This is a genomic window from Mycolicibacterium houstonense (assembly GCF_900078665.2).
GTDB classification, from domain to species: domain Bacteria; phylum Actinomycetota; class Actinomycetes; order Mycobacteriales; family Mycobacteriaceae; genus Mycobacterium; species Mycobacterium houstonense.
Genome location: NZ_LT546207.1, coordinates 565567 through 581999, shown reverse-complemented (window position 1 = coordinate 581999; position 16433 = coordinate 565567). Strand labels below are relative to the sequence as shown.

The following is a 16433-nucleotide window of genomic DNA, read 5'->3' as shown; positions in this document are numbered from 1 at the left end:
TGGTCACCGGACTCGAACGCGGCCTATTGCCATTGCGGCTGCTGCGGCGCGTTGTGGTGCTGACCGTACTGGTACCACCACTGCGCGTAGGCCTGCGCCTGCTCGACTTCCTTGCGCAGTTTGGCCCGGGCACCTGCGTTGCACAGCAATGACAGCCAGTTCATGAACAGGATCGACAGGAAGCTCCACCAGCCCAGAACAAGATTGTGCCGCTGGGCGCTGGTCAGAGCGGCCTCGCACTGTTCGGCGGTCCCGGTGACCACGCGGGTCTGGTTGAACCACAAGACCAGCAGGCCGGTGTGCCGCGTCGTCTCTACTTGGAAAACCGGAACCGCGGGCGGCGGCGGAAACTGCTGTGCGGCCTGCTGCCAATGCGGCTGTGACATGCGAACCCCCCGGGACGACTGGCTATCGGTGATGAGCGTAATCACGAATTTCGGGTGCTCCGAGCACCAATTCGGCCGTCGGTCACACCAGCGCCAGGGCGACCGCGACGGCGCTCGCGGTACACATCGACGGTCCGTGCGGAACGGTTCGGATACCACGGACCGCGGCGCCGATGGCGAGAACCGCGGTGAGCAGGGGTGCCACCAGCGCGGCCAGCAGCCACACGTCGACACCGAACGCGCCAGTCATCGCCCCGAGGCCGAGGGCGAGTTTGACGTCTCCCCCGCCGATCGACCGGGGCGCCGGTAGATGCATGAGCAGATAGACGCCCGACAGCGTCAGCGCCCCGGCCAGCGCGTGGCCGCCACGCCCGGCCAGTGCCGCCACCACCAGGATCAACACCGCCCCCGGAAGCGTGAGCCAATTCGGCAACCGCCGTTCTCGGACGTCGTAGCCGCTCAGTGCCAGCAGCCACGACGCCACGACGACGGTCGCCCCCACCCCCATGAGCCGAGGTTAAGTGCCGCCGGTGCGCCGCCGATGCGCTTCTTTTCGGTCAGCCTCCGCGCAGCGCGGCGGCCACCGCACCCGCCGTCGAGAAAACCGGTTGCGGCGGTGTGGCACGGTCGAGTGGTGCGCACTCTGGTCACCGGCAGTTCCGGCCACCTCGGTGAGGCGATCGTCCGCACCCTCCGTGCCCGTGGCGAGGACGTGGTGGGTCTCGACATGCGGCCGTCGCCGTGGACCGACCAGGTGGGCTCGATCACCGACACCGCACTGGTCCGTTCCGCGATGGCGGGCGTCGACGTGGTGTTGCACACCGCGACGCTGCACAAGCCGCAGTTGGCGTTCGTGCCAGGGCAGGCGTTCGTCGACACGAATGTCAGCGGGACCCTGACCCTTCTGGACGCGGCCGTGGACGCGGGTGTGCGGGCGTTCGTGATGTCCTCCTCCACAACGGTTTTCGGCGACGCACTGGTGCCAGAGGCCCATCGGCCGGCGGCCTGGATCGACGAGTCGGTGACGCCGGTGCCCAAGAACATGTACGGCGTCACGAAGGCTGCGGCCGAGGACCTGTGCCAGCTGGCCCACCGCAACCACGGACTGCCGTGCGTGGTGCTGCGGGTGGCCCGCTTCTTCCCCGAGACCGACGACCGGCCGGACGCCCACGAGGGCCGTCACGATGCCAACGTCAAGGCCGATGAGTATGCGACGCGCCGGGTTTCGCTGGAGGACGCGGTCGACGCGCATCTGGTGGCCTCGGCCGCTGCCACCCGAATCGGATTCGGCCGCTACATCGTCTCGGCGACCACGCCGTTCCGGGCGGCGGACCTGCCGCGGCTGCGGACCGATGCCGCCGAGGTGTTCGCGCTCCGGGCGCCCCGNTCATCGCGCGCCACGATGGTGATGCGCTGCACGCCGAGTTCGGTCAGGGCGACCACCGCGGCTGGGGCGGTACCACCCGATCCGATCACCAGCGCCGAGTCACCGGCGGCGCCGAGGGCACCCACCACTCCGTCGACATCGGTGTTGTCCGCACGCCAGCCACCGCTGGGCATCCGGACCAGAGTGTTGGCCGAGCCCACCAATTCAGCGCGTTCGGTGCGCTGATCGGCGAACTCCAATGCGGCGAACTTGCCCGGCATCGTGACCGACAGGCCCACCCATTCCGGGCCCAGCCCCGACACCAGACCGGGCAATTCTTCGGCCGTGCATTCGATGCGGTCATACGTCCACGACGGCAGACCGAGGGCGCGGTAGGCGGCCAGGTGCAGCTGCGGCGATCGTGAGTGGGCGATCGGCGAGCCGAGAACTGCGGCCTTGCGGGCGCTATCTGGCACGGCGGCGGGCCGCCTATCTGGCACTGTCGAGGACACCGTTGTGCTGCGCCTGTTCGATGTTGGCGAGGTGCTCGTCGTAGTCACGCGTGAACAACGTGGTGCCCTGCAGATCGACGGTGACGAAGTACAACCAGTCCCCCGCCGCCGGGTGCTCGGCGGCGCCCAGCGCCTCGATGCCGGGCGAGCAGATGGGCGTCTGCGGAAGACCTTGGCTCATATAGGTGTTCCACGGCGTGACCTGAGCGCGGTCCGCGTCGGTGGTCGCCACTTCCTGACGATCCAGCGGATAGTTCACGGTCGAGTCGAACTCGAGCTTGCGGTTCTCGGCCAGCCGGTTGTAGATCACCCGCGCAACCTTGGCGAAGTCCTGGGGCTTGGCTTCGCGCTGCACCAATGATCCGACGGTGAGGATCTGGTAGGGCGACAGCTGCATGGCCGCCGCGGTGTCGAGCAGGCCGCTCTGGGTGTAGACGTCGGCGCTGCCTGCGATCAGCGTGGCCAGGATCTCCTGCGCCGTGCCCGCCGGATCGACATTCCACGTTCCGGGTGCGATCAACCCTTCCAGCCGCCGATGGTCGTTCGGCATCGCCGCGACCGGGCCGCTGGCCCATTCGGGGACCGACAACGCGGCGGCAGGGGCCGTTTGGGCCGCCGCGCGCAGCTGGTCGACCGGCACGCNGCAGCCGAGATACGACCTGGCCGCCATCGCGGACATGGTGGCCGGCGAGAACACGGTGCAGACCCCGCTGGCCCGCCTCGTCGGCTCCAAGGAGTACATCTACAGCTCCTACCACCGGGGCGCGTTCGCCCCGTGAGCACTCAGCCCAGTGCGGCCCGCATCGCCTCTTTGGGGGCCGGCATCCCGGTGAACTGCTCCACTTGGGCGAACGCCTGGTTCAACAACATCTGCAGCCCGTTGATGACCTCACCACCCGCGGCCTGCACGGCCCGGGCCAGTGGCGTCGGCCACGGGTCGTAGATGGCGTCGAGCAACCGCGGCACCGCGGCCAGGGTGTCGGCATAGGGGGCTGCCGCGTCGGCCGGAATAGTGCTGACCGCCGCATCGGCGGCGGCCGCCGCGTCGTCGAGGGCGGGGCCNGTCGAGCAGGCCGCTCTGGGTGTAGACGTCGGCGCTGCCTGCGATCAGCGTGGCCAGGATCTCCTGCGCCGTGCCCGCCGGATCGACATTCCACGTTCCGGGTGCGATCAACCCTTCCAGCCGCCGATGGTCGTTCGGCATCGCCGCGACCGGGCCGCTGGCCCATTCGGGGACCGACAACGCGGCGGCAGGGGCCGTTTGGGCCGCCGCGCGCAGCTGGTCGACCGGCACGCACCGCTGTTCGCCGTCGAGTTCGACGCACGAGGCCTTCGAGATCAGCGTGAAGACGCCCTCGGTGACGGCGTTGGTCTTCACGTCGGCGATGTCGTCGAGCTGACGCCCTTCCGGGATGGTGAGCTTGCCCACCCGGTTTTCCGGATCAGCAAGGCGTTCAACGGCATTGGCGGCCGGGATCTCGGTGCGCAGCTTGTAGAAGCCGGGCTGGATCGCCGAGATCGCCTCATTGTCGTGGGCGGCCTCGACGAACACCTTGGCCGTGGCGACCACCCGTTTTTCCTGCAGGGTCTTGGCAATGGCCGTCGTGGAATCGCCGTCGTGAACCTGGATCACGACATCGGCCACGCCGTCACCCGCATAGTCACTGGAGCTGCCGGACATGCTGTGCCACAGCTTGGAGCCGAGGAACACCGCGCCGATCAACACCACGATCAACGCCGCCAGCGAAAAGCCCCTGGTGACCCGTCGCTTGCGGTCGTTGCGGGATTTGCGTGCGCGCTGGGCCGGGCTCATCCCGCGCCGCGGTGGGCCCACCGCCTCGGGCTGAGCTTTTTCGGCACCCCACTTTTCAGCCATCCATGCCCTCTCCGCGCGCAGCCAGGGCCGCACGTCGCTGATCCAGCCAGCTCTGCAGAATGCCAACCGCAGCGGCCTGGTCGATCATCGCCTTCTGTCCCTTTGCCCGAACACCGGCTTCGCGCAAGGACCGCTGTGCCGACACAGTAGTGAGCCGCTCGTCGGCCAACCGCACCGGTACCGGAGCGATCCGGCGGGCCAGCAGATCGGCCAGTTCGATCGCGTCGAGGGCAGAACTACCGGCGCGGTCGCCGAGGGTGCGCGGCAGTCCGACGACCACCTCGACGGCCTCGTATTCACCGATCAACGCCAGCAGCCTGCGCAAGTGCTTACCGGAACGGTCGCGTTTGTCGCGCTGGACCGTCTCGACCGGAGTGGCCAGGATGCCGTCGGGATCGCAACTGGCGACCCCGATCCGGACTGTTCCGACGTCGATGCCGATGCGCCGGCCACGTCCCGGGTCGTCGTCCCCCGGACGGTCCGGCAACCTGTCATCGGCCGTGTCGGACACGAAGTCAGCCTCGGCCGATCTCGGCGCGCAGCGCGGCCAATGCCGCGTCGATACCCGCCGCCCCCTTACCGGAACCTTGTGCCATGTCTGCCTTGCCGCCCCCGCGGCCGTTGACCGCTGCGCCGAACTGTTTGACCAGATCGTTGGCGCGCAGCCCCAGATCCTGAGCCGCCGGGTTGACCGCCACCACGAAAGGCACGGAGTCGTTCTCGCCCTCGGCGATCAGCGCTATGACCGCCGGGTCGGAGCCGAGCTTGCCCTTGATGTCGCCGACCAGGGTGCGTAGATCACCGCCCGACATGCCGGCCGCCATCCGTTGCGCGACTACCCGGACCTTGCCGATGGTCTCGGCGCCGGCGGCCGCGTTGGCCGCAGCGGCCCGGGCATTGGCCAGCCGGGCCTTCTCGAGTTCCTTCTCGGCCGCCTTGAGACGCTCCACCAGGTTCGCCACCCGGGCCGGTACCTCCTCGGAGGGCACCTTGAGCGACGAGGCCAGGCCCGCCATCAACGCGCGTTCCTTGGCCAGGTGGCGGAAGGACTCCAGGCCGACGTAGGCCTCGACGCGGCGAATGCCGGATCCGACCGAGGATTCACCGAGGATGGTGACGGGCCCGATCTGGGCCGAGTTGCGGACATGGGTGCCACCGCACAGCTCGAGCGAGAACGGCCCGCCGATATCGACCACCCGCACCTGGTCGGGGTAGTTCTCACCGAACATCGCCATGGCGCCCATGGCTTTGGCCTTGTCCAGGGCGGTGATGAAGGTGTTCACCTGGTAGTCGGCCTCGACCGCCTCGTTGGTGACCTCTTCAATCTGCGTGCGCTGGTCGTCGGTCAGCGCGCCCTGCCAATTGAAATCGAACCGCAGGTAGCCGGGGCGGTTCAGCGAACCGGCCTGAACGGCGGTGGGGCCCAACACCTGTCGTAGCGCGGCGTGCACCATGTGAGTGCCGGAGTGCCCCTGGGTTGCGCCGTGACGCCACTTCGGATCCACGGCCGCGGTGACGGTGTCACCCTCGACGAACTCGCCGGATTCGACGTTGACGCGGTGGGCCCACAGGGTTTTGGCGATCTTCTGCACGTCGGTGACCGCGGCCTGTGCGGTTGCCGAGCTACCGGTCCCGTTGATGTGGCCTTCGTCGGCGATCTGCCCACCGGACTCGGCGTAGAACGGGGTGCGATCGAGGATGAGTTCCACCCGATCAGCTTCCAGCCCTTCGTGCGAGACCACCGGAACCCGCTTGCCATCCACGAAAATGCCGAGAATCTTTGCCTCGGAAGTCAGTTCGTCGAATCCGGTGAACTCGGTCGGACCGGCGTCGACGAGCTCGCGATAGGCGGACAGATCGGTGTGGGCCTGCTTGCGGGCCGCGGCGTCGGCCTTGGCACGCTGCCGCTGCTCGGCCATCAGTTTTCGGAATCCCTGCTCGTCGACCGACAGGCCGGCCTCCGCGGCCATCTCCAGGGTGAGGTCAATCGGGAAGCCGTAGGTGTCGTGCAAGGTGAACGCGTCGCTGCCGGAAAGCACCGTGGCCCCGGATTTCTTGGTCGCGGCGGCGGCATCGTCGAACAGCTTCGAACCCGCGACCAGGGTGCGGTTGAACGCGGTCTCCTCGGCGACGGCGATGCGGTTGATGCGCTCGAAATCGGTGACCAGTTCGGGGTACGACGGACCCATCTCGTCGCGCACCGTGGTCATCAGTTGGCTCATGATGGGCTGCTCGACGCCGAGCAGTTTGGCCGCGCGGATGATGCGGCGCAGCAGCCGGCGCAGCACGTAGCCGCGGCCCTCGTTGCCGGGGCTGACCCCGTCGCCGATGATGATGGCCGCCGTGCGGCTGTGGTCGGCGATGATCCGGTAGCGGACGTCGTCCTCGTGGTTGCCCGCGCCATACCCGCGGGGTGCGATCGAGGCGACCAAATCGATCACCGGCCGCACCAGGTCGGTCTCGTACACGTTGTCGACGCCCTGCAGCAGGCACGCGATGCGCTCGACACCCATCCCGGTGTCGATGTTCTTGCGCGGCAGCGGACCGAGGATCTCGAAGTTGTCTTTCGAGGTGCCCTCACCGCGCTCGTTCTGCATGAACACGAGATTCCAGATCTCGATGTAGCGGTCCTCGTTGGCCTCCGGCCCGCCCTCGATCCCGTACTCGGGTCCGCGGTCGTAGTAGATCTCCGAACACGGCCCGCACGGACCGGGGATGCCCATCGACCAGTAGTTGTCGGCCATGCCGCGGCGCTGGATGCGCTCGGCGGGCAGCCCGGCAACTTCCTTCCAGAGCTCGATCGCCTCGTCGTCGTCCAGATAGACCGTTGCCCACAGCCTTTCCGGATCGAAGCCGTAACCGCCCTCGGTGACCGGATTGGTCAGCAGGCTCCAGGCCAGCTCGATGGCGCCCTTCTTGAAATAGTCACCGAACGAGAAGTTGCCTGCCATCTGGAAGAAGGTGTTGTGCCGGGTGGTGATGCCCACCTCGTCGATGTCCGGCGTGCGGATGCACTTCTGGACGCTCACGGCACGATCCCACGGCGGGGTGCGCTGACCGAGGAAATACGGCACGAACTGCACCATGCCGGCGTTGACGAACAGCAGGTTGGGGTCGTCGAGGATCACCGAGGCGCTGGGCACCTCAGTGTGACCCGCCTTCACGTAATGATCGAGGAAGCGCTTCCTGATCTCGTGTGTCTGCACGTCGTCTCTGTCCTCGTGTTCGTGGGTGGCTGGGATTGCCCGGGCAACCACCAGTTCGACCGCTTTACATTACCGTTCTGCGCGTTCACGCCGAAAAGGCGACGAACGTCACGCCCGCAGGAAGCTCAGCCGCACCGACCGCTGCGGGTTGTCGCGGTTGAGGTCGACCAGCACCACGCTCTGCCACGTTCCCAGCAGCGGGCGTCCCGCCTGTACCGGCACCGTGACCGACGGCGACACCAGGGCGGGCAGCACGTGGTCGGCACCGTGGCCTGGCGATCCGTGGCGGTGCCGATACCGATCGTCACGCGGCAACAACCGTTCCAGGGTATCCAGCAGATCCTCGTCGGATCCGGCGCCGGTTTCGATGATGGCCACGCCGGCCGTGGCGTGCGGCACGAACACGTTGCACAGCCCGTCGCGGTGCGCGCCGCAGAACTCGCGCACCGAGTCGGTGAGATCGACGATGCGGCGCCGCGAGGTGTCCACGTCGATCACGTCGGTGTCCATCCATCCAGCCTACGAGGCGCGCGCCGGCCCATTGCCTCCCGAGACACACGGGAGGAAGGTGGGGGTGGGAACCGGTGGCGCCACCGGGGCGCCGCCCTGGCAGGAAGGGGTGGATCGTGTTCGCACGTTCAACCACGATCGCGGCGCGCGTCCAGGCGATCGATGCCGGCACAGCCCACGTCCGCGACGAGGTCATGCCGGCCCTCGACCACGTGGACGGCTGCGTGGGTCTTTCGTTGATGGTGGACCGGGAGTCGGGCCGCTGTGTCCTGACGACGGCCTGGCGTTCCGAGGAGGCCATGCACGCCAGCGCGGCCGCGATAGCGCCCATGCGCCACCGAGTGGTGGAAGTGTTCGCCGGGACCGCGACGGTCGACGAATGGGAGATCGCGGTCGTGCACCGTGAGCAGTACTCGGGGCCGGGCGCGTGTGTGCGGGCCACCTGGCTGCGGACCCGCCCCGAGCTGTTCGACCGGGCCGTCGAGTTCTACCGCACCTCGGTGCTGCCCGCGATGGAAGACCTCGAAGGGTTCTGCAGCGCCAGCCTCATGCTCGACCGCGGTTCGGGCCGGGCGGTGTCGTCGGCCACGTTCGACAGTGCCGAGGCGATGGACCGCAACCGCGATCAGGCCAGGGCGCTGCGCACGGCCCGGCTGCGCGATCTGAGTGCCGATCAGCTCGACGTCGGCGAGTTCGAACTCGTGCTGGCGCACCTGCGGGTCCCCGAGATGGCCTGACGGGTCATCGTATTGACGGGACCGTTTGCGGCCGATCTCGCCCGGGTATCTCTCCTCCACCCATCAGCCTTGGAGGAGAAATGACCATCAGCGGAATACTCAGCGCGATCCTGATCGGCATCGTCGTCGGGGTGATCGGGCGGCTGATCGTGCCCGGCAGACAGCCGATCGGCCTGATCGTGACGATCCTGGTCGGCATCGTCTCGGCATTCATCGGCAGCGCCATCGCCCGGGCGATCGGGATACCGACGGTCACCAACGGAATCGACTGGCTCGAGCTGCTGGTGCAGGTGATCGTGGCGGCCATCGGCGTGGCGATCGCGGCGGCCCTGATGGGTCGCAGACGCACGGGCCTGATGGGCGGCCGAGGCTCGGGACTGATGCGCTGAGCCCCGCCTCAGCCGTTCGCCAACAGCGCGTCGAGGCGCTCGTACCCCTCCGTCATGCCGCGTTCCATGCCTGAAGACAGCAGGGCATCGCGGGCCTCGGTGTTGGGGCAGATCGAGCGCCCGCGCAGCTGGCTGCGGCCGGCACCGAGGTCTTCGAACCAGAGGAACTCGATGTTCACCATGTCGGGTGCGCCTTCGAATTCGAAGGTCTGGATGATGAGTTCGTTGGGCCGCACCACGTGGTAGACGCCGTTGAACGCGTAGCTGCCGGACTCGTCGGAGTGCGCGTACCGATAGCCGCCACCGGTGCGGAAATCCCAGTGCTCGACCTTCATCTCAAGGCCGTGTGGCCCCAGCCACTGGGTGACCAGCTCGGGTTCGGCGTGCGCCCGGAACAGGGCATCCACGGGCGCGGCGAACGGACGGGTGAAGTCCATCGCCAGCGTGTCGACGGGGACGTTCAGGTTGAGCGGGTTCGTCATGATTTCTCCTCGGGTTTGTCGTCGTTGTTGTTCGTTGCCATCCGGGCCAGCAGATCGTCCAGCCGGCGATAGTTGCGTTCGGCGTCCAGCCGGTATCGGTCGATCCATGCCGTCAGCCCTTCCAGCGCCGCGGCGTCGAGATGAACCGGCCGCCGCTGCGCCTCCCGACTCCTGGTGACCAGGCCCGCCTGTTCGAGCACTTGAATGTGTTTGGACACCGCCTGTTTCGTGATGGCGAACGGCGCAGCCAGCTCGTTGACGGTGGCCGGCCCGCGAGACAGGCGGGCCACCATCGCCCGCCGGACCGGATCGGCGAGGGCCAGAAAAGCCCGGTCCAGCTTCGACTCGACATCCTCATCACGCCCCAATAGTCAATCTTTCTGTTGATAAACCAATTGGTTGATTACCAAGCTAGGGCACACCGAAAGAGGTGTCAAGAGGTGATCGAGCCGGTGCGGCGGGGGCTCAGCGCCGGATGCGGCGAATGATCGCCCGCAGCTTGTCGACCCGGGTTACGAGCTCGCGCTCGAAGCCGCGTCCGGTCGGCCGGTAGTAATCCACACCCACCAGATCGTCGGGCGGATACTGTTGTGGCACAACCCCATCGGGGTCGTCGTGGGCGTACTTGTAGCCCACGGCATTGCCGAGCTTCTGTGCGCCCGAGTAGTGGCCGTCGCGGAGATGGGGCGGGACCAGACCCGCCTTGCCCGCCCTGATGTCGTTCATCGCCGCACCGAGCGCGGTGGTCACGGCGTTGGACTTCGGTGCGGTGGCCAGATGCACGGTGGCGTGCGCGAGCGTCAGCTGGGCTTCGGGCATGCCGATCAGCTGCACGGTCTGCGCCGCGGCCACCGCGGTCTGCAGCGCGGTGGGATCAGCCATGCCGATGTCCTCGCTGGCCAGGATCATCAACCGGCGCGCCACGAAGCGCGGATCCTCCCCCGCCACGAGCATCCTGGCCAGATAGTGCAATGCCGCGTCGACGTCGGAGCCCCGCACCGACTTGATGAACGCGCTGATGACGTCGTAGTGCTGATCGCCGTCGCGGTCGTAACGGACCGCGGCCTTGTCGAGCGACTGCTCGATGATCTCCACGGTGATCGTGCCGCCGGGCCCACCGGCGGTTTCCGCGGCAACCTCCAGCGCGGTCAGGGCGCGGCGGGCATCGCCGGACGACAACCGCACCAAGAGGTCGACGGCGTCGTCGGTGGCCTCTACGGCGCCGCCGAGGCCACGGGGGTCGGCCAGCGCGCGGCGCACCACTGTCGCGATGTCCTCGGCGCTCAACGGCTGCAACTGCAGGATCAGCGATCGCGAGAGCAGCGGGGCGACCACCGAGAACGACGGGTTCTCCGTGGTGGCCGCGACCAAGAGCACGACGCGGTTCTCCACCGCGGCCAGCAGCGCATCCTGCTGGGTCTTGGAGAACCGGTGCACCTCGTCGATGAACAGCACGGTCTGCCCGCCGTGCACGGCCGCACGCCTGGCCGTGTCGATGACGGCACGGACCTCCTTGACCCCGGCCGACAGCGCCGACAGCGCCTCGAACCGGCGTCCGGTGGCCTGCGAGATCAGCGATGCCAGCGTGGTCTTGCCGGTACCGGGCGGGCCGTACAGGATCACCGACGCGGCGCCGGAGCCCTCCACCAGGCGTCGCAGCGGCGAACCGGCCTTGAGCAGGTGAGACTGGCCGACAACCTCGTCGAGACCGGCCGGGCGCATCCGCACGGCCAGCGGCGCCGAGGCGGGTGCCGGNTCTGCTTACCACGCCGACACGACACAACACGCTAAGCGGGCGCGGTCACGAAGTCGATCAGCTCCTCGACCCGCCCGATCAGCGCGGGCTCCAGGTCGTTCCAGTCGCGAACCCGGCCCCGGATCCGTTGCCAGGCCCCGGCGATATCGGCCTGGTTCCGGTGCGGCCAGCCCAGCGACTGACAGATGCCGTGTTTCCACTCCACGTTGCGCGGGATGGTCGGCCAGGCCTTCATCCCGAGCCGGGCCGGTTTGACGGCCTGCCAGATGTCCACGAACGGGTGCCCGACCACGAGGGTGTGTTCCCCGCCCGGGCCGCGGCGCACGGCCTCGGCGATGCGCGCCTCCTTGGACCCGGTCACCAGGTGGTCGACCAGCACCCCCAGCCGTCGGCCGGGTCCTGGCGCGAACTCCGCCACGATGTCGGTCAGGTCATCGACGCCGCCGAGATACTCGACGACGACGCCTTCGATGCGCAGGTCGGCGCCCCACACCTGCTCGACGAGCTCGGCGTCGTGGCGGCCTTCGACGTAGATCCGGCTGGCCAGCGCCACCCTGGCCTTGGCATTGGGAACCGCGACCGAACCCGACGCGGTGCGGGCCGGTGCCGCGGTGCGCTTGGGGACGACGAGACTCACGGGCTTGCCGTCGATCAGGAAGCCGGGCCCCATCGGGAACGCCCGCACCTTGCCGCGGCGGTCCTCGAGTTCGACCCGTCCACCCTCGATCCGCACCACCGCGCCCACGTAACCGCTCTGGGCGTCCTCGACGACCAGGCCCTTCTCCGCGGCCTGTTCCGTGGATCGAGTCATCTTCGGGGTGTGAGGGTTTCGGGCCAACACGTCGGAGCCATAGCGATCAGTCACGCGGCGATCCTAAAAACGCCCGCGGCCAGAACCGCGTTGCGACATACGATCGTGACCGTGCTGTTAGACCGCCGCACGGCCGAAGGCATCGCCGACGGCACCATCACGCTGGTGTTGCGCCGGTGGGATGCGCCACGCGCCAAGGCCGGCGGGACCCAGCGCACCCCCACCGGAACCATCCGCATCGTCGACGTGGCCGAATTGCCCGGCGACCACCGGGTCAGTGCCGGCCAGGCTCGCGCGGCCGGGTATCCCGATGCCGAAACCGCCCAGGCCGAGCTGGACCGTCGGCCGCCAGACCGAACTCCGGATCCTCGTCGCGTCCGATGATCGGCAGCTTCAGTTCGTGCAGTTCGGCGATGAGCCGGCGCTTGGCGTGCTCGGCTTCGGCGAACGACGCCATCGCCACGGTATCGGCATCCGCCGGGCGGGTACGGGTGAGCGCACACGACGCGCACAACTGGTGACCGTCACCGATCCGGACCAACCAATTGCATTCCGCCAGATGCAGATTCGCACACAGCTGATATTCATCTGAATCTACCGCGCCGGAATGGCTGCCCTGTTCCGTGTCGGTGATCACCAGCAGGGCCATGTCGTCGAGCGAGAACCCGAGCGCGCTGCCGCACGCAAGGCACAGGGAATTTTCGAAGGACAGGCGCTGACCGCAGTTCGGGCAGGTGAAATCACGCATCCGGCACTCCCCCTCTTGCCCCCGGATACGGCGCCACGTCCACGGCGACCTCGATCACACTGCTCTCCGAGTCCGTGTAGATGATGCCGCGCAGCGGGGGCACGTCGGCATAATCGCGGCCGAACGCGGCCACGATGTAGCGCTCATCGACCATCTGGTCGTTGGTCGGATCCATTGCCAGCCAGACGTTCTGCGGCGTCCACACCGAGGCCCACGCATGCGTGGCGTCGACCCCGATCATGCGTTCCTTGCCCGGCGGTGGGTCGGTGGCCAGATAGCCCGAGACGTAGCCGGCGGCAAGGCCGTTGGCCCGAAGGCACGCGATGGCCAGCCGGGCGAAGTCCTGGCACACTCCTTCCCGCGCCGCGAGCACCTCGGCCACCTGGGTGGACACCGTGGTCGAGCCGGACCGGTAGGTGAAGTCCGCGTAGATCCTCGAGGTCAGGTCCCGCAGCACCTCGATCAGCGGGCGCCCGCGAACGAAACTGGGCGCGGCATAGTCGCGCAGCGCATCGGTGATCTCCGGCGGTGACAGATCGAGGGTGAACTCCGCGGCCAGGGCACCGTCCCCACCGACCGGCCGGGCCAACTCCCACGGCGCCCTGGCCGATGCACCCGAATAGTGTTCGGGCGCAGGAGGATCCACCTCGACCACGGACCGGCTCGTGATACTCAGCGTGCGGTGCCGCTCGGTGACATGAAAATACGAGCTGACGTTGCCGTAGGCGTCGCGACTGGTCGACCGATCGGCCGCGGGCGGTTCGATCACCAGTTCGTGAGACAGGCAGCGCTGCCCCGCCAGATCCCGGGGCGTGAGAAACCCGCGGCCGTAGGAGCTGGTGACATCGTCGGAGTAGCGATAGACGGTGCGATGGGTGATCGCGTAGCAGCGGGTGCCGACGGCACCGGTGATCCCGGTCATGGCACCAGCCGCCGCTCGTCGGGGCCCCACAGCGGCTGCATGCCGCCGGGCAGCGACAGGTGTGCCGCGGTGATCACATCCGACAGGTCTCGCATTCCGGCGTGCGTGTCGTCGAGCAGACCCGCCAATTCCTCCCGTGTCCCGTCGTCGGCGACCTCCTCCAAATCGGCCGGGTCGGACCGACGCAACCGCGTGGCCAGCTCGTCGACCAGGCGTTCAGACCGCGACGAGCCCGACGATCCGGGCAGGCCCTTGAGGCCGGAGCGGACGCGCTCCAACTGGTAGATCAGGGATCTGGGGTTCTCCGCGTCGAACAGCACGAGTTCTGCGACCGCCGTGATGCTGGTCTGCCCCGGGTTGCGCCGCCGGTAGATCACCGAGGATTCGCACACCACCAGGGTCGACTCGATCATCGCGCGTTCGGCCTCGGCGCTGCGCCTCGTCGTCAAGGTGGCGCGCAGCAGCCCGGTCAGCGCCAGTCCCCGCTCGAGGCGTTTGCCGATATCCATCATGGTCCAGCCGATGTCCTGCACCATCGACTCCGCGGCCACACCGGACAAAGCCAACATCCCGGCCAGGGTCTGGTTGTGCGCGGTGGCCAAGTATGCCTCTGCGGCAGTAGGCGACTGGGGCCGCGCGGAGGACGGTCTCAGCACCGCGCGTTCGACCCCGGCCAGCACCATCCAGGTGTCGTTGGACATCTGGTCGCGCACCGCGCGGGCCGCCAACCCCAGCCGTTCCACCGATTGCGCGAGTGACCCGGGCCAGTTGCGGTCAGCGGTGGCAGCCCACAGTGCGGCCGGTGCGCCCGCAATCATCTCGGCGCCATCGTCGACATCCCCGGTGTCTGTGCCGGTGATCGACCCGATGGCGGCCAACAACACCGGGACACACTGGCTTTCCGCAAGGTTCTGGCGGTAGCGGTATTCGTGGTAGCGCTCGCGGGTAACCGTGAGCAGCCGGGCCATGCTCTCGGCGCGCTCGGCGTAGCGGCCCATCCAGAACAGGTCCGATAGCACACGGGGCGAGCTGACCGCCCGCGTCGGGCTCGGTGTCGCGGCCGGGGCCACCGGTTCGGCCGGGATCACCGGGGCCGGCTCGGCCGTCATGCGTTGCGGGGTCCGAACCCAAACATCCTTGGCGGCAAGAGTGTTCATCTGATACGCGGAATTCCCCGGGGCGACAACGTATCCCAGTCCGCCGATCATCGGCGCATATCCCCCGCGCTGGGCCACGGTGAACAGGCGCATGCCGACGTGTGCCGCCGACAATCCTTTGGCACGGTAATCGGTTGGTGCGGTGGAGAACTGGGGTAGTTCCTGTCCGACCCAGCGGCCTGGATCGGCCTCGATGCGGGCGGTCAGGTCATCGCGGGCGGCCGCCGACAGCATCGGCCCGACGATCGGCTCACCGCCGTTCACCGGCCGGATCAGCAGCGCGGACAGCTTGGTCAGCAGATGGGAACGCTCGATGTCGATGCCGCCCCAGTACATCGGGGTCGTGGAAAGTTGCGGCTTCTCGTCCAGCAGCAACTCGGCCAATTGCGGCAGAAACCGCGCCAAACCCGGGCTTTCCAGAATCCCGCTGCCCAGTGTGTTGACCACCGTCACCGCACCGCGACGCAACACCTCGACCAACCCCACCACGCCCAGCCGGGAATCGGGGCGCAGATCCAACGGGTCGGCGTACTCGGCGTCGACCCGGCGCAACACCACATCGACACGTTTGAGGGTGCCGAGCGATCGCATCCACAGCCTGCCGTCGCGGACCACCAGATCGGCGCTCTCCACCAGCGGGAATCCGAGCACCCCGGCCAGATAGGCCTGATCGAACGAGGTTTCCGAGTGGATTCCGGGGCTGAGCACCACCACCACCGGTTCCTCGGCGGCCTCGGGTGCCGCGTCCAGCAGCGCCAGGCGCAACGCCTGCGCCCAGGGCGAGGCCGGCCGCGGGCCGATCCGCTCGTACAGATCCGGCGCCGCGTGTGCGATGACGCGGCGGTCGGCCAGTGCGTAGCCGGCGCCGGATGGCGCCTGCGTCCAGTCCGCGTTCACCGCGAACGCCCCGTCCTCGCCGCGGCTGACATCGCAGCCGTGCAGAAACAGCTGATGGCGTCCGGGCACCGCGATGCCGCGGGCGGCCCGCAGGTAGCCGGGATGGCCGAACAGCAATGAGGCCGGCAGTACGCCGCTGGTAATCGAGCGCCGAGCGCCGTACAGATCGGTGAGCACCGCATCGAGTAGGCGGGAGCGCTGCACGAGCCCCGCTTCCAGGGAATCCCAGTCCTCTGCCGAGATCACCAGGGGCAGCGCATCGAGGTGCCACGGGCCCGGTACCGCGGTGCCGTCGCCGTCGGTGACCACCTGCCCGTGGCGATCAACCTGGATGTAGGTGATGCCGTCGTTGTCGACGAGGCCGCGCACCACGGTGCGCAGCCGATCCAGACCGTCCCGGCCGCGCTCACCGATCCCCTCGGCCAGCTCCCGCCAGGCGGGTCGGACGTTACCGTCGGCGTCGATCAGCTCGTCGTAACCGGCACCGGCACCGTCGTCGCGGACGTCGAACAACGCACGCTGGGCCCGCAAACGGCGATAGCCGGCCAGCACGCCGTCCAGGTCGGGGCCGGTGTCCGTGGCGACACCGGCCCAGGCGGACTCCGGTGAGCCGTTCGTACGAAGAACCATCAGGTAGAACGGTACGCACCCGACGGAGATCCGGTATCCGAGGCGCAC

At 68.3% G+C, this 16433-nt stretch carries 14 protein-coding genes and 6 pseudogenes; 4 read left to right on the top strand and 16 right to left on the bottom strand.

Translation table 11 applies throughout. The features are described 5' to 3' along the window. Window positions 1-23: 23 nt before the first annotated feature. Both BN4332_RS03070 and BN4332_RS03065 read right to left on the bottom strand, forming a co-directional pair. Window positions 24-386: a hypothetical protein gene (locus BN4332_RS03070; RefSeq protein WP_066897117.1), complete on the bottom strand. Its 363-nt coding sequence runs from the start codon at window positions 384-386 to the stop codon at window positions 24-26. Between the two features lie 82 nt (window positions 387-468). Beyond that, on the bottom strand, window positions 469-894 hold the full coding sequence (locus BN4332_RS03065; RefSeq protein ID WP_066897116.1) for a prepilin peptidase: 426 nt from the start codon (window positions 892-894) through the stop codon (window positions 469-471). A gap of 33 nt (window positions 895-927) precedes the next feature. Between BN4332_RS03065 and BN4332_RS34065 the strand changes: the two are divergent. After that, a pseudogene (locus BN4332_RS34065) lies at window positions 928-1530 on the top strand (NAD-dependent epimerase/dehydratase family protein); the annotation flags it as partial. 245 nt (window positions 1531-1775) lie between these two features. On the opposite strand, the pseudogene BN4332_RS03055 reads toward BN4332_RS34065, so the two are convergent. From BN4332_RS03055 to BN4332_RS03025, 7 genes and pseudogenes are all read right to left on the bottom strand, one after another. Then, a pseudogene (locus BN4332_RS03055) lies at window positions 1776-2252 on the bottom strand (shikimate dehydrogenase); the annotation flags it as partial. Further along, a pseudogene (locus BN4332_RS03050) lies at window positions 2242-2904 on the bottom strand (endolytic transglycosylase MltG); the annotation flags it as partial. The pseudogenes BN4332_RS03050 and BN4332_RS03055, both read right to left, overlap by 11 nt. Before the next feature lie 143 nt (window positions 2905-3047). Continuing rightward, a pseudogene (locus BN4332_RS03045) lies at window positions 3048-3317 on the bottom strand (shikimate dehydrogenase); the annotation flags it as partial. Window positions 3318-3327: 10 nt separating this feature from the next. After that, window positions 3328-4140 (bottom strand): annotated as a pseudogene (locus BN4332_RS03040) (endolytic transglycosylase MltG); the annotation flags it as partial. Beyond that, on the bottom strand, window positions 4133-4651 hold the full coding sequence (gene ruvX, locus BN4332_RS03035) for a Holliday junction resolvase RuvX (protein ID WP_066897115.1): 519 nt from the start codon (window positions 4649-4651) through the stop codon (window positions 4133-4135). The gene ruvX and the pseudogene BN4332_RS03040, both read right to left, overlap by 8 nt. A 4-nt stretch (window positions 4652-4655) precedes the next feature. After that, the gene (gene alaS, locus BN4332_RS03030; protein ID WP_066897134.1) at window positions 4656-7346 is read right to left on the bottom strand and encodes an alanine--tRNA ligase; all 2691 of its coding nucleotides are present in this window, start codon (window positions 7344-7346) and stop codon (window positions 4656-4658) included. A 108-nt stretch (window positions 7347-7454) separates the two neighbouring features. Further along, window positions 7455-7856 carry a secondary thiamine-phosphate synthase enzyme YjbQ gene (locus tag BN4332_RS03025; protein ID WP_066897114.1) on the bottom strand — a complete coding sequence of 134 codons (402 nt, stop codon included), beginning with the start codon at window positions 7854-7856 and terminating at the stop codon, window positions 7455-7457. Window positions 7857-7972: 116 nt separating this feature from the next. On the opposite strand from BN4332_RS03025, the gene BN4332_RS03020 reads away from it, so the two are divergent. Both BN4332_RS03020 and BN4332_RS03015 read left to right on the top strand, forming a co-directional pair. Then, a complete protein-coding gene (locus BN4332_RS03020) occupies window positions 7973-8593 on the top strand; it encodes an antibiotic biosynthesis monooxygenase (protein WP_066897113.1) in 621 nt (206 codons plus the stop codon). Window positions 8594-8673: 80 nt separating this feature from the next. After that, window positions 8674-8982 (top strand): GlsB/YeaQ/YmgE family stress response membrane protein, encoded by a 309-nt coding sequence (locus tag BN4332_RS03015; RefSeq protein WP_066897112.1) that lies wholly within the window; start codon window positions 8674-8676, stop codon window positions 8980-8982. A gap of 8 nt (window positions 8983-8990) precedes the next feature. Here the strand turns inward: BN4332_RS03015 and BN4332_RS03010 are convergent, their stop codons facing one another. The 4 genes from BN4332_RS03010 to BN4332_RS02995 all read right to left on the bottom strand — a co-directional run bounded on the left by BN4332_RS03010 (window position 8991) and on the right by BN4332_RS02995 (window position 12085). Further along, complete coding sequence (locus tag BN4332_RS03010; protein WP_066897111.1) at window positions 8991-9464, bottom strand: SRPBCC family protein; 474 nt, start codon at window positions 9462-9464, stop codon at window positions 8991-8993. Continuing rightward, entirely contained in the window at window positions 9461-9832 is a 372-nt protein-coding gene (locus BN4332_RS03005) for an ArsR/SmtB family transcription factor (protein WP_066897110.1), read from the bottom strand. Before BN4332_RS03005 ends, BN4332_RS03010 begins: the two co-directional genes overlap by 4 nt. 97 nt (window positions 9833-9929) lie before the next feature. Next, a complete protein-coding gene (locus BN4332_RS03000; RefSeq protein ID WP_066897109.1) occupies window positions 9930-11186 on the bottom strand; it encodes a replication-associated recombination protein A in 1257 nt (418 codons plus the stop codon). Window positions 11187-11251: 65 nt separating this feature from the next. After that, window positions 11252-12085, bottom strand: a complete 834-nt coding sequence (locus tag BN4332_RS02995; protein ID WP_066897108.1) for a DUF3097 domain-containing protein — start codon at window positions 12083-12085, stop codon at window positions 11252-11254. Between the two features lie 57 nt (window positions 12086-12142). Here BN4332_RS02995 and BN4332_RS02990 point away from each other — a divergent pair, with 57 nt between their 5' ends. Then, window positions 12143-12415 carry a hypothetical protein gene (locus tag BN4332_RS02990; protein ID WP_235654314.1) on the top strand — a complete coding sequence of 91 codons (273 nt, stop codon included), beginning with the start codon at window positions 12143-12145 and terminating at the stop codon, window positions 12413-12415. Here BN4332_RS02990 and BN4332_RS02985 read toward each other — a convergent pair. The 3 genes and pseudogenes from BN4332_RS02985 to BN4332_RS02975 all read right to left on the bottom strand — a co-directional run. Beyond that, window positions 12372-12779, bottom strand: a pseudogene (locus tag BN4332_RS02985) (zinc-ribbon domain-containing protein); the annotation flags it as partial. The gene BN4332_RS02990 and the pseudogene BN4332_RS02985 overlap by 44 nt on opposite strands. Continuing rightward, window positions 12772-13701 (bottom strand): transglutaminase family protein, encoded by a 930-nt coding sequence (locus BN4332_RS02980; RefSeq protein WP_066897107.1) that lies wholly within the window; start codon window positions 13699-13701, stop codon window positions 12772-12774. The pseudogene BN4332_RS02985 and the gene BN4332_RS02980, both read right to left, overlap by 8 nt. Beyond that, window positions 13698-16385: a circularly permuted type 2 ATP-grasp protein gene (locus BN4332_RS02975; protein ID WP_066897133.1), complete on the bottom strand. Its 2688-nt coding sequence runs from the start codon at window positions 16383-16385 to the stop codon at window positions 13698-13700. Before BN4332_RS02975 ends, BN4332_RS02980 begins: the two co-directional genes overlap by 4 nt. Window positions 16386-16433: the final 48 nt, after the last annotated feature.

Excerpts from the sequence above, each read along its gene's own strand:
- BN4332_RS03070 (WP_066897117.1), bottom strand. The coding sequence starts at position 386 with ATGTCACAGCCGCATTGGCAGCAGGCCGCACAGCAGTTTCCGCCGCCG.
- BN4332_RS03065 (WP_066897116.1), bottom strand. The coding sequence starts at position 894 with ATGGGGGTGGGGGCGACCGTCGTCGTGGCGTCGTGGCTGCTGGCACTG.
- BN4332_RS03025 (WP_066897114.1), bottom strand. The coding sequence starts at position 7,856 with ATGGACACCGACGTGATCGACGTGGACACCTCGCGGCGCCGCATCGTC.
- BN4332_RS03015 (WP_066897112.1), top strand. The coding sequence starts at position 8,674 with ATGACCATCAGCGGAATACTCAGCGCGATCCTGATCGGCATCGTCGTC.
- BN4332_RS03010 (WP_066897111.1), bottom strand. The coding sequence starts at position 9,464 with ATGACGAACCCGCTCAACCTGAACGTCCCCGTCGACACGCTGGCGATG.
- BN4332_RS03000 (WP_066897109.1), bottom strand. The coding sequence starts at position 11,186 with ATGCGCCCGGCCGGTCTCGACGAGGTTGTCGGCCAGTCTCACCTGCTC.
- BN4332_RS02980 (WP_066897107.1), bottom strand. The coding sequence starts at position 13,701 with ATGACCGGGATCACCGGTGCCGTCGGCACCCGCTGCTACGCGATCACC.
- BN4332_RS02975 (WP_066897133.1), bottom strand. The coding sequence starts at position 16,385 with ATGGTTCTTCGTACGAACGGCTCACCGGAGTCCGCCTGGGCCGGTGTC.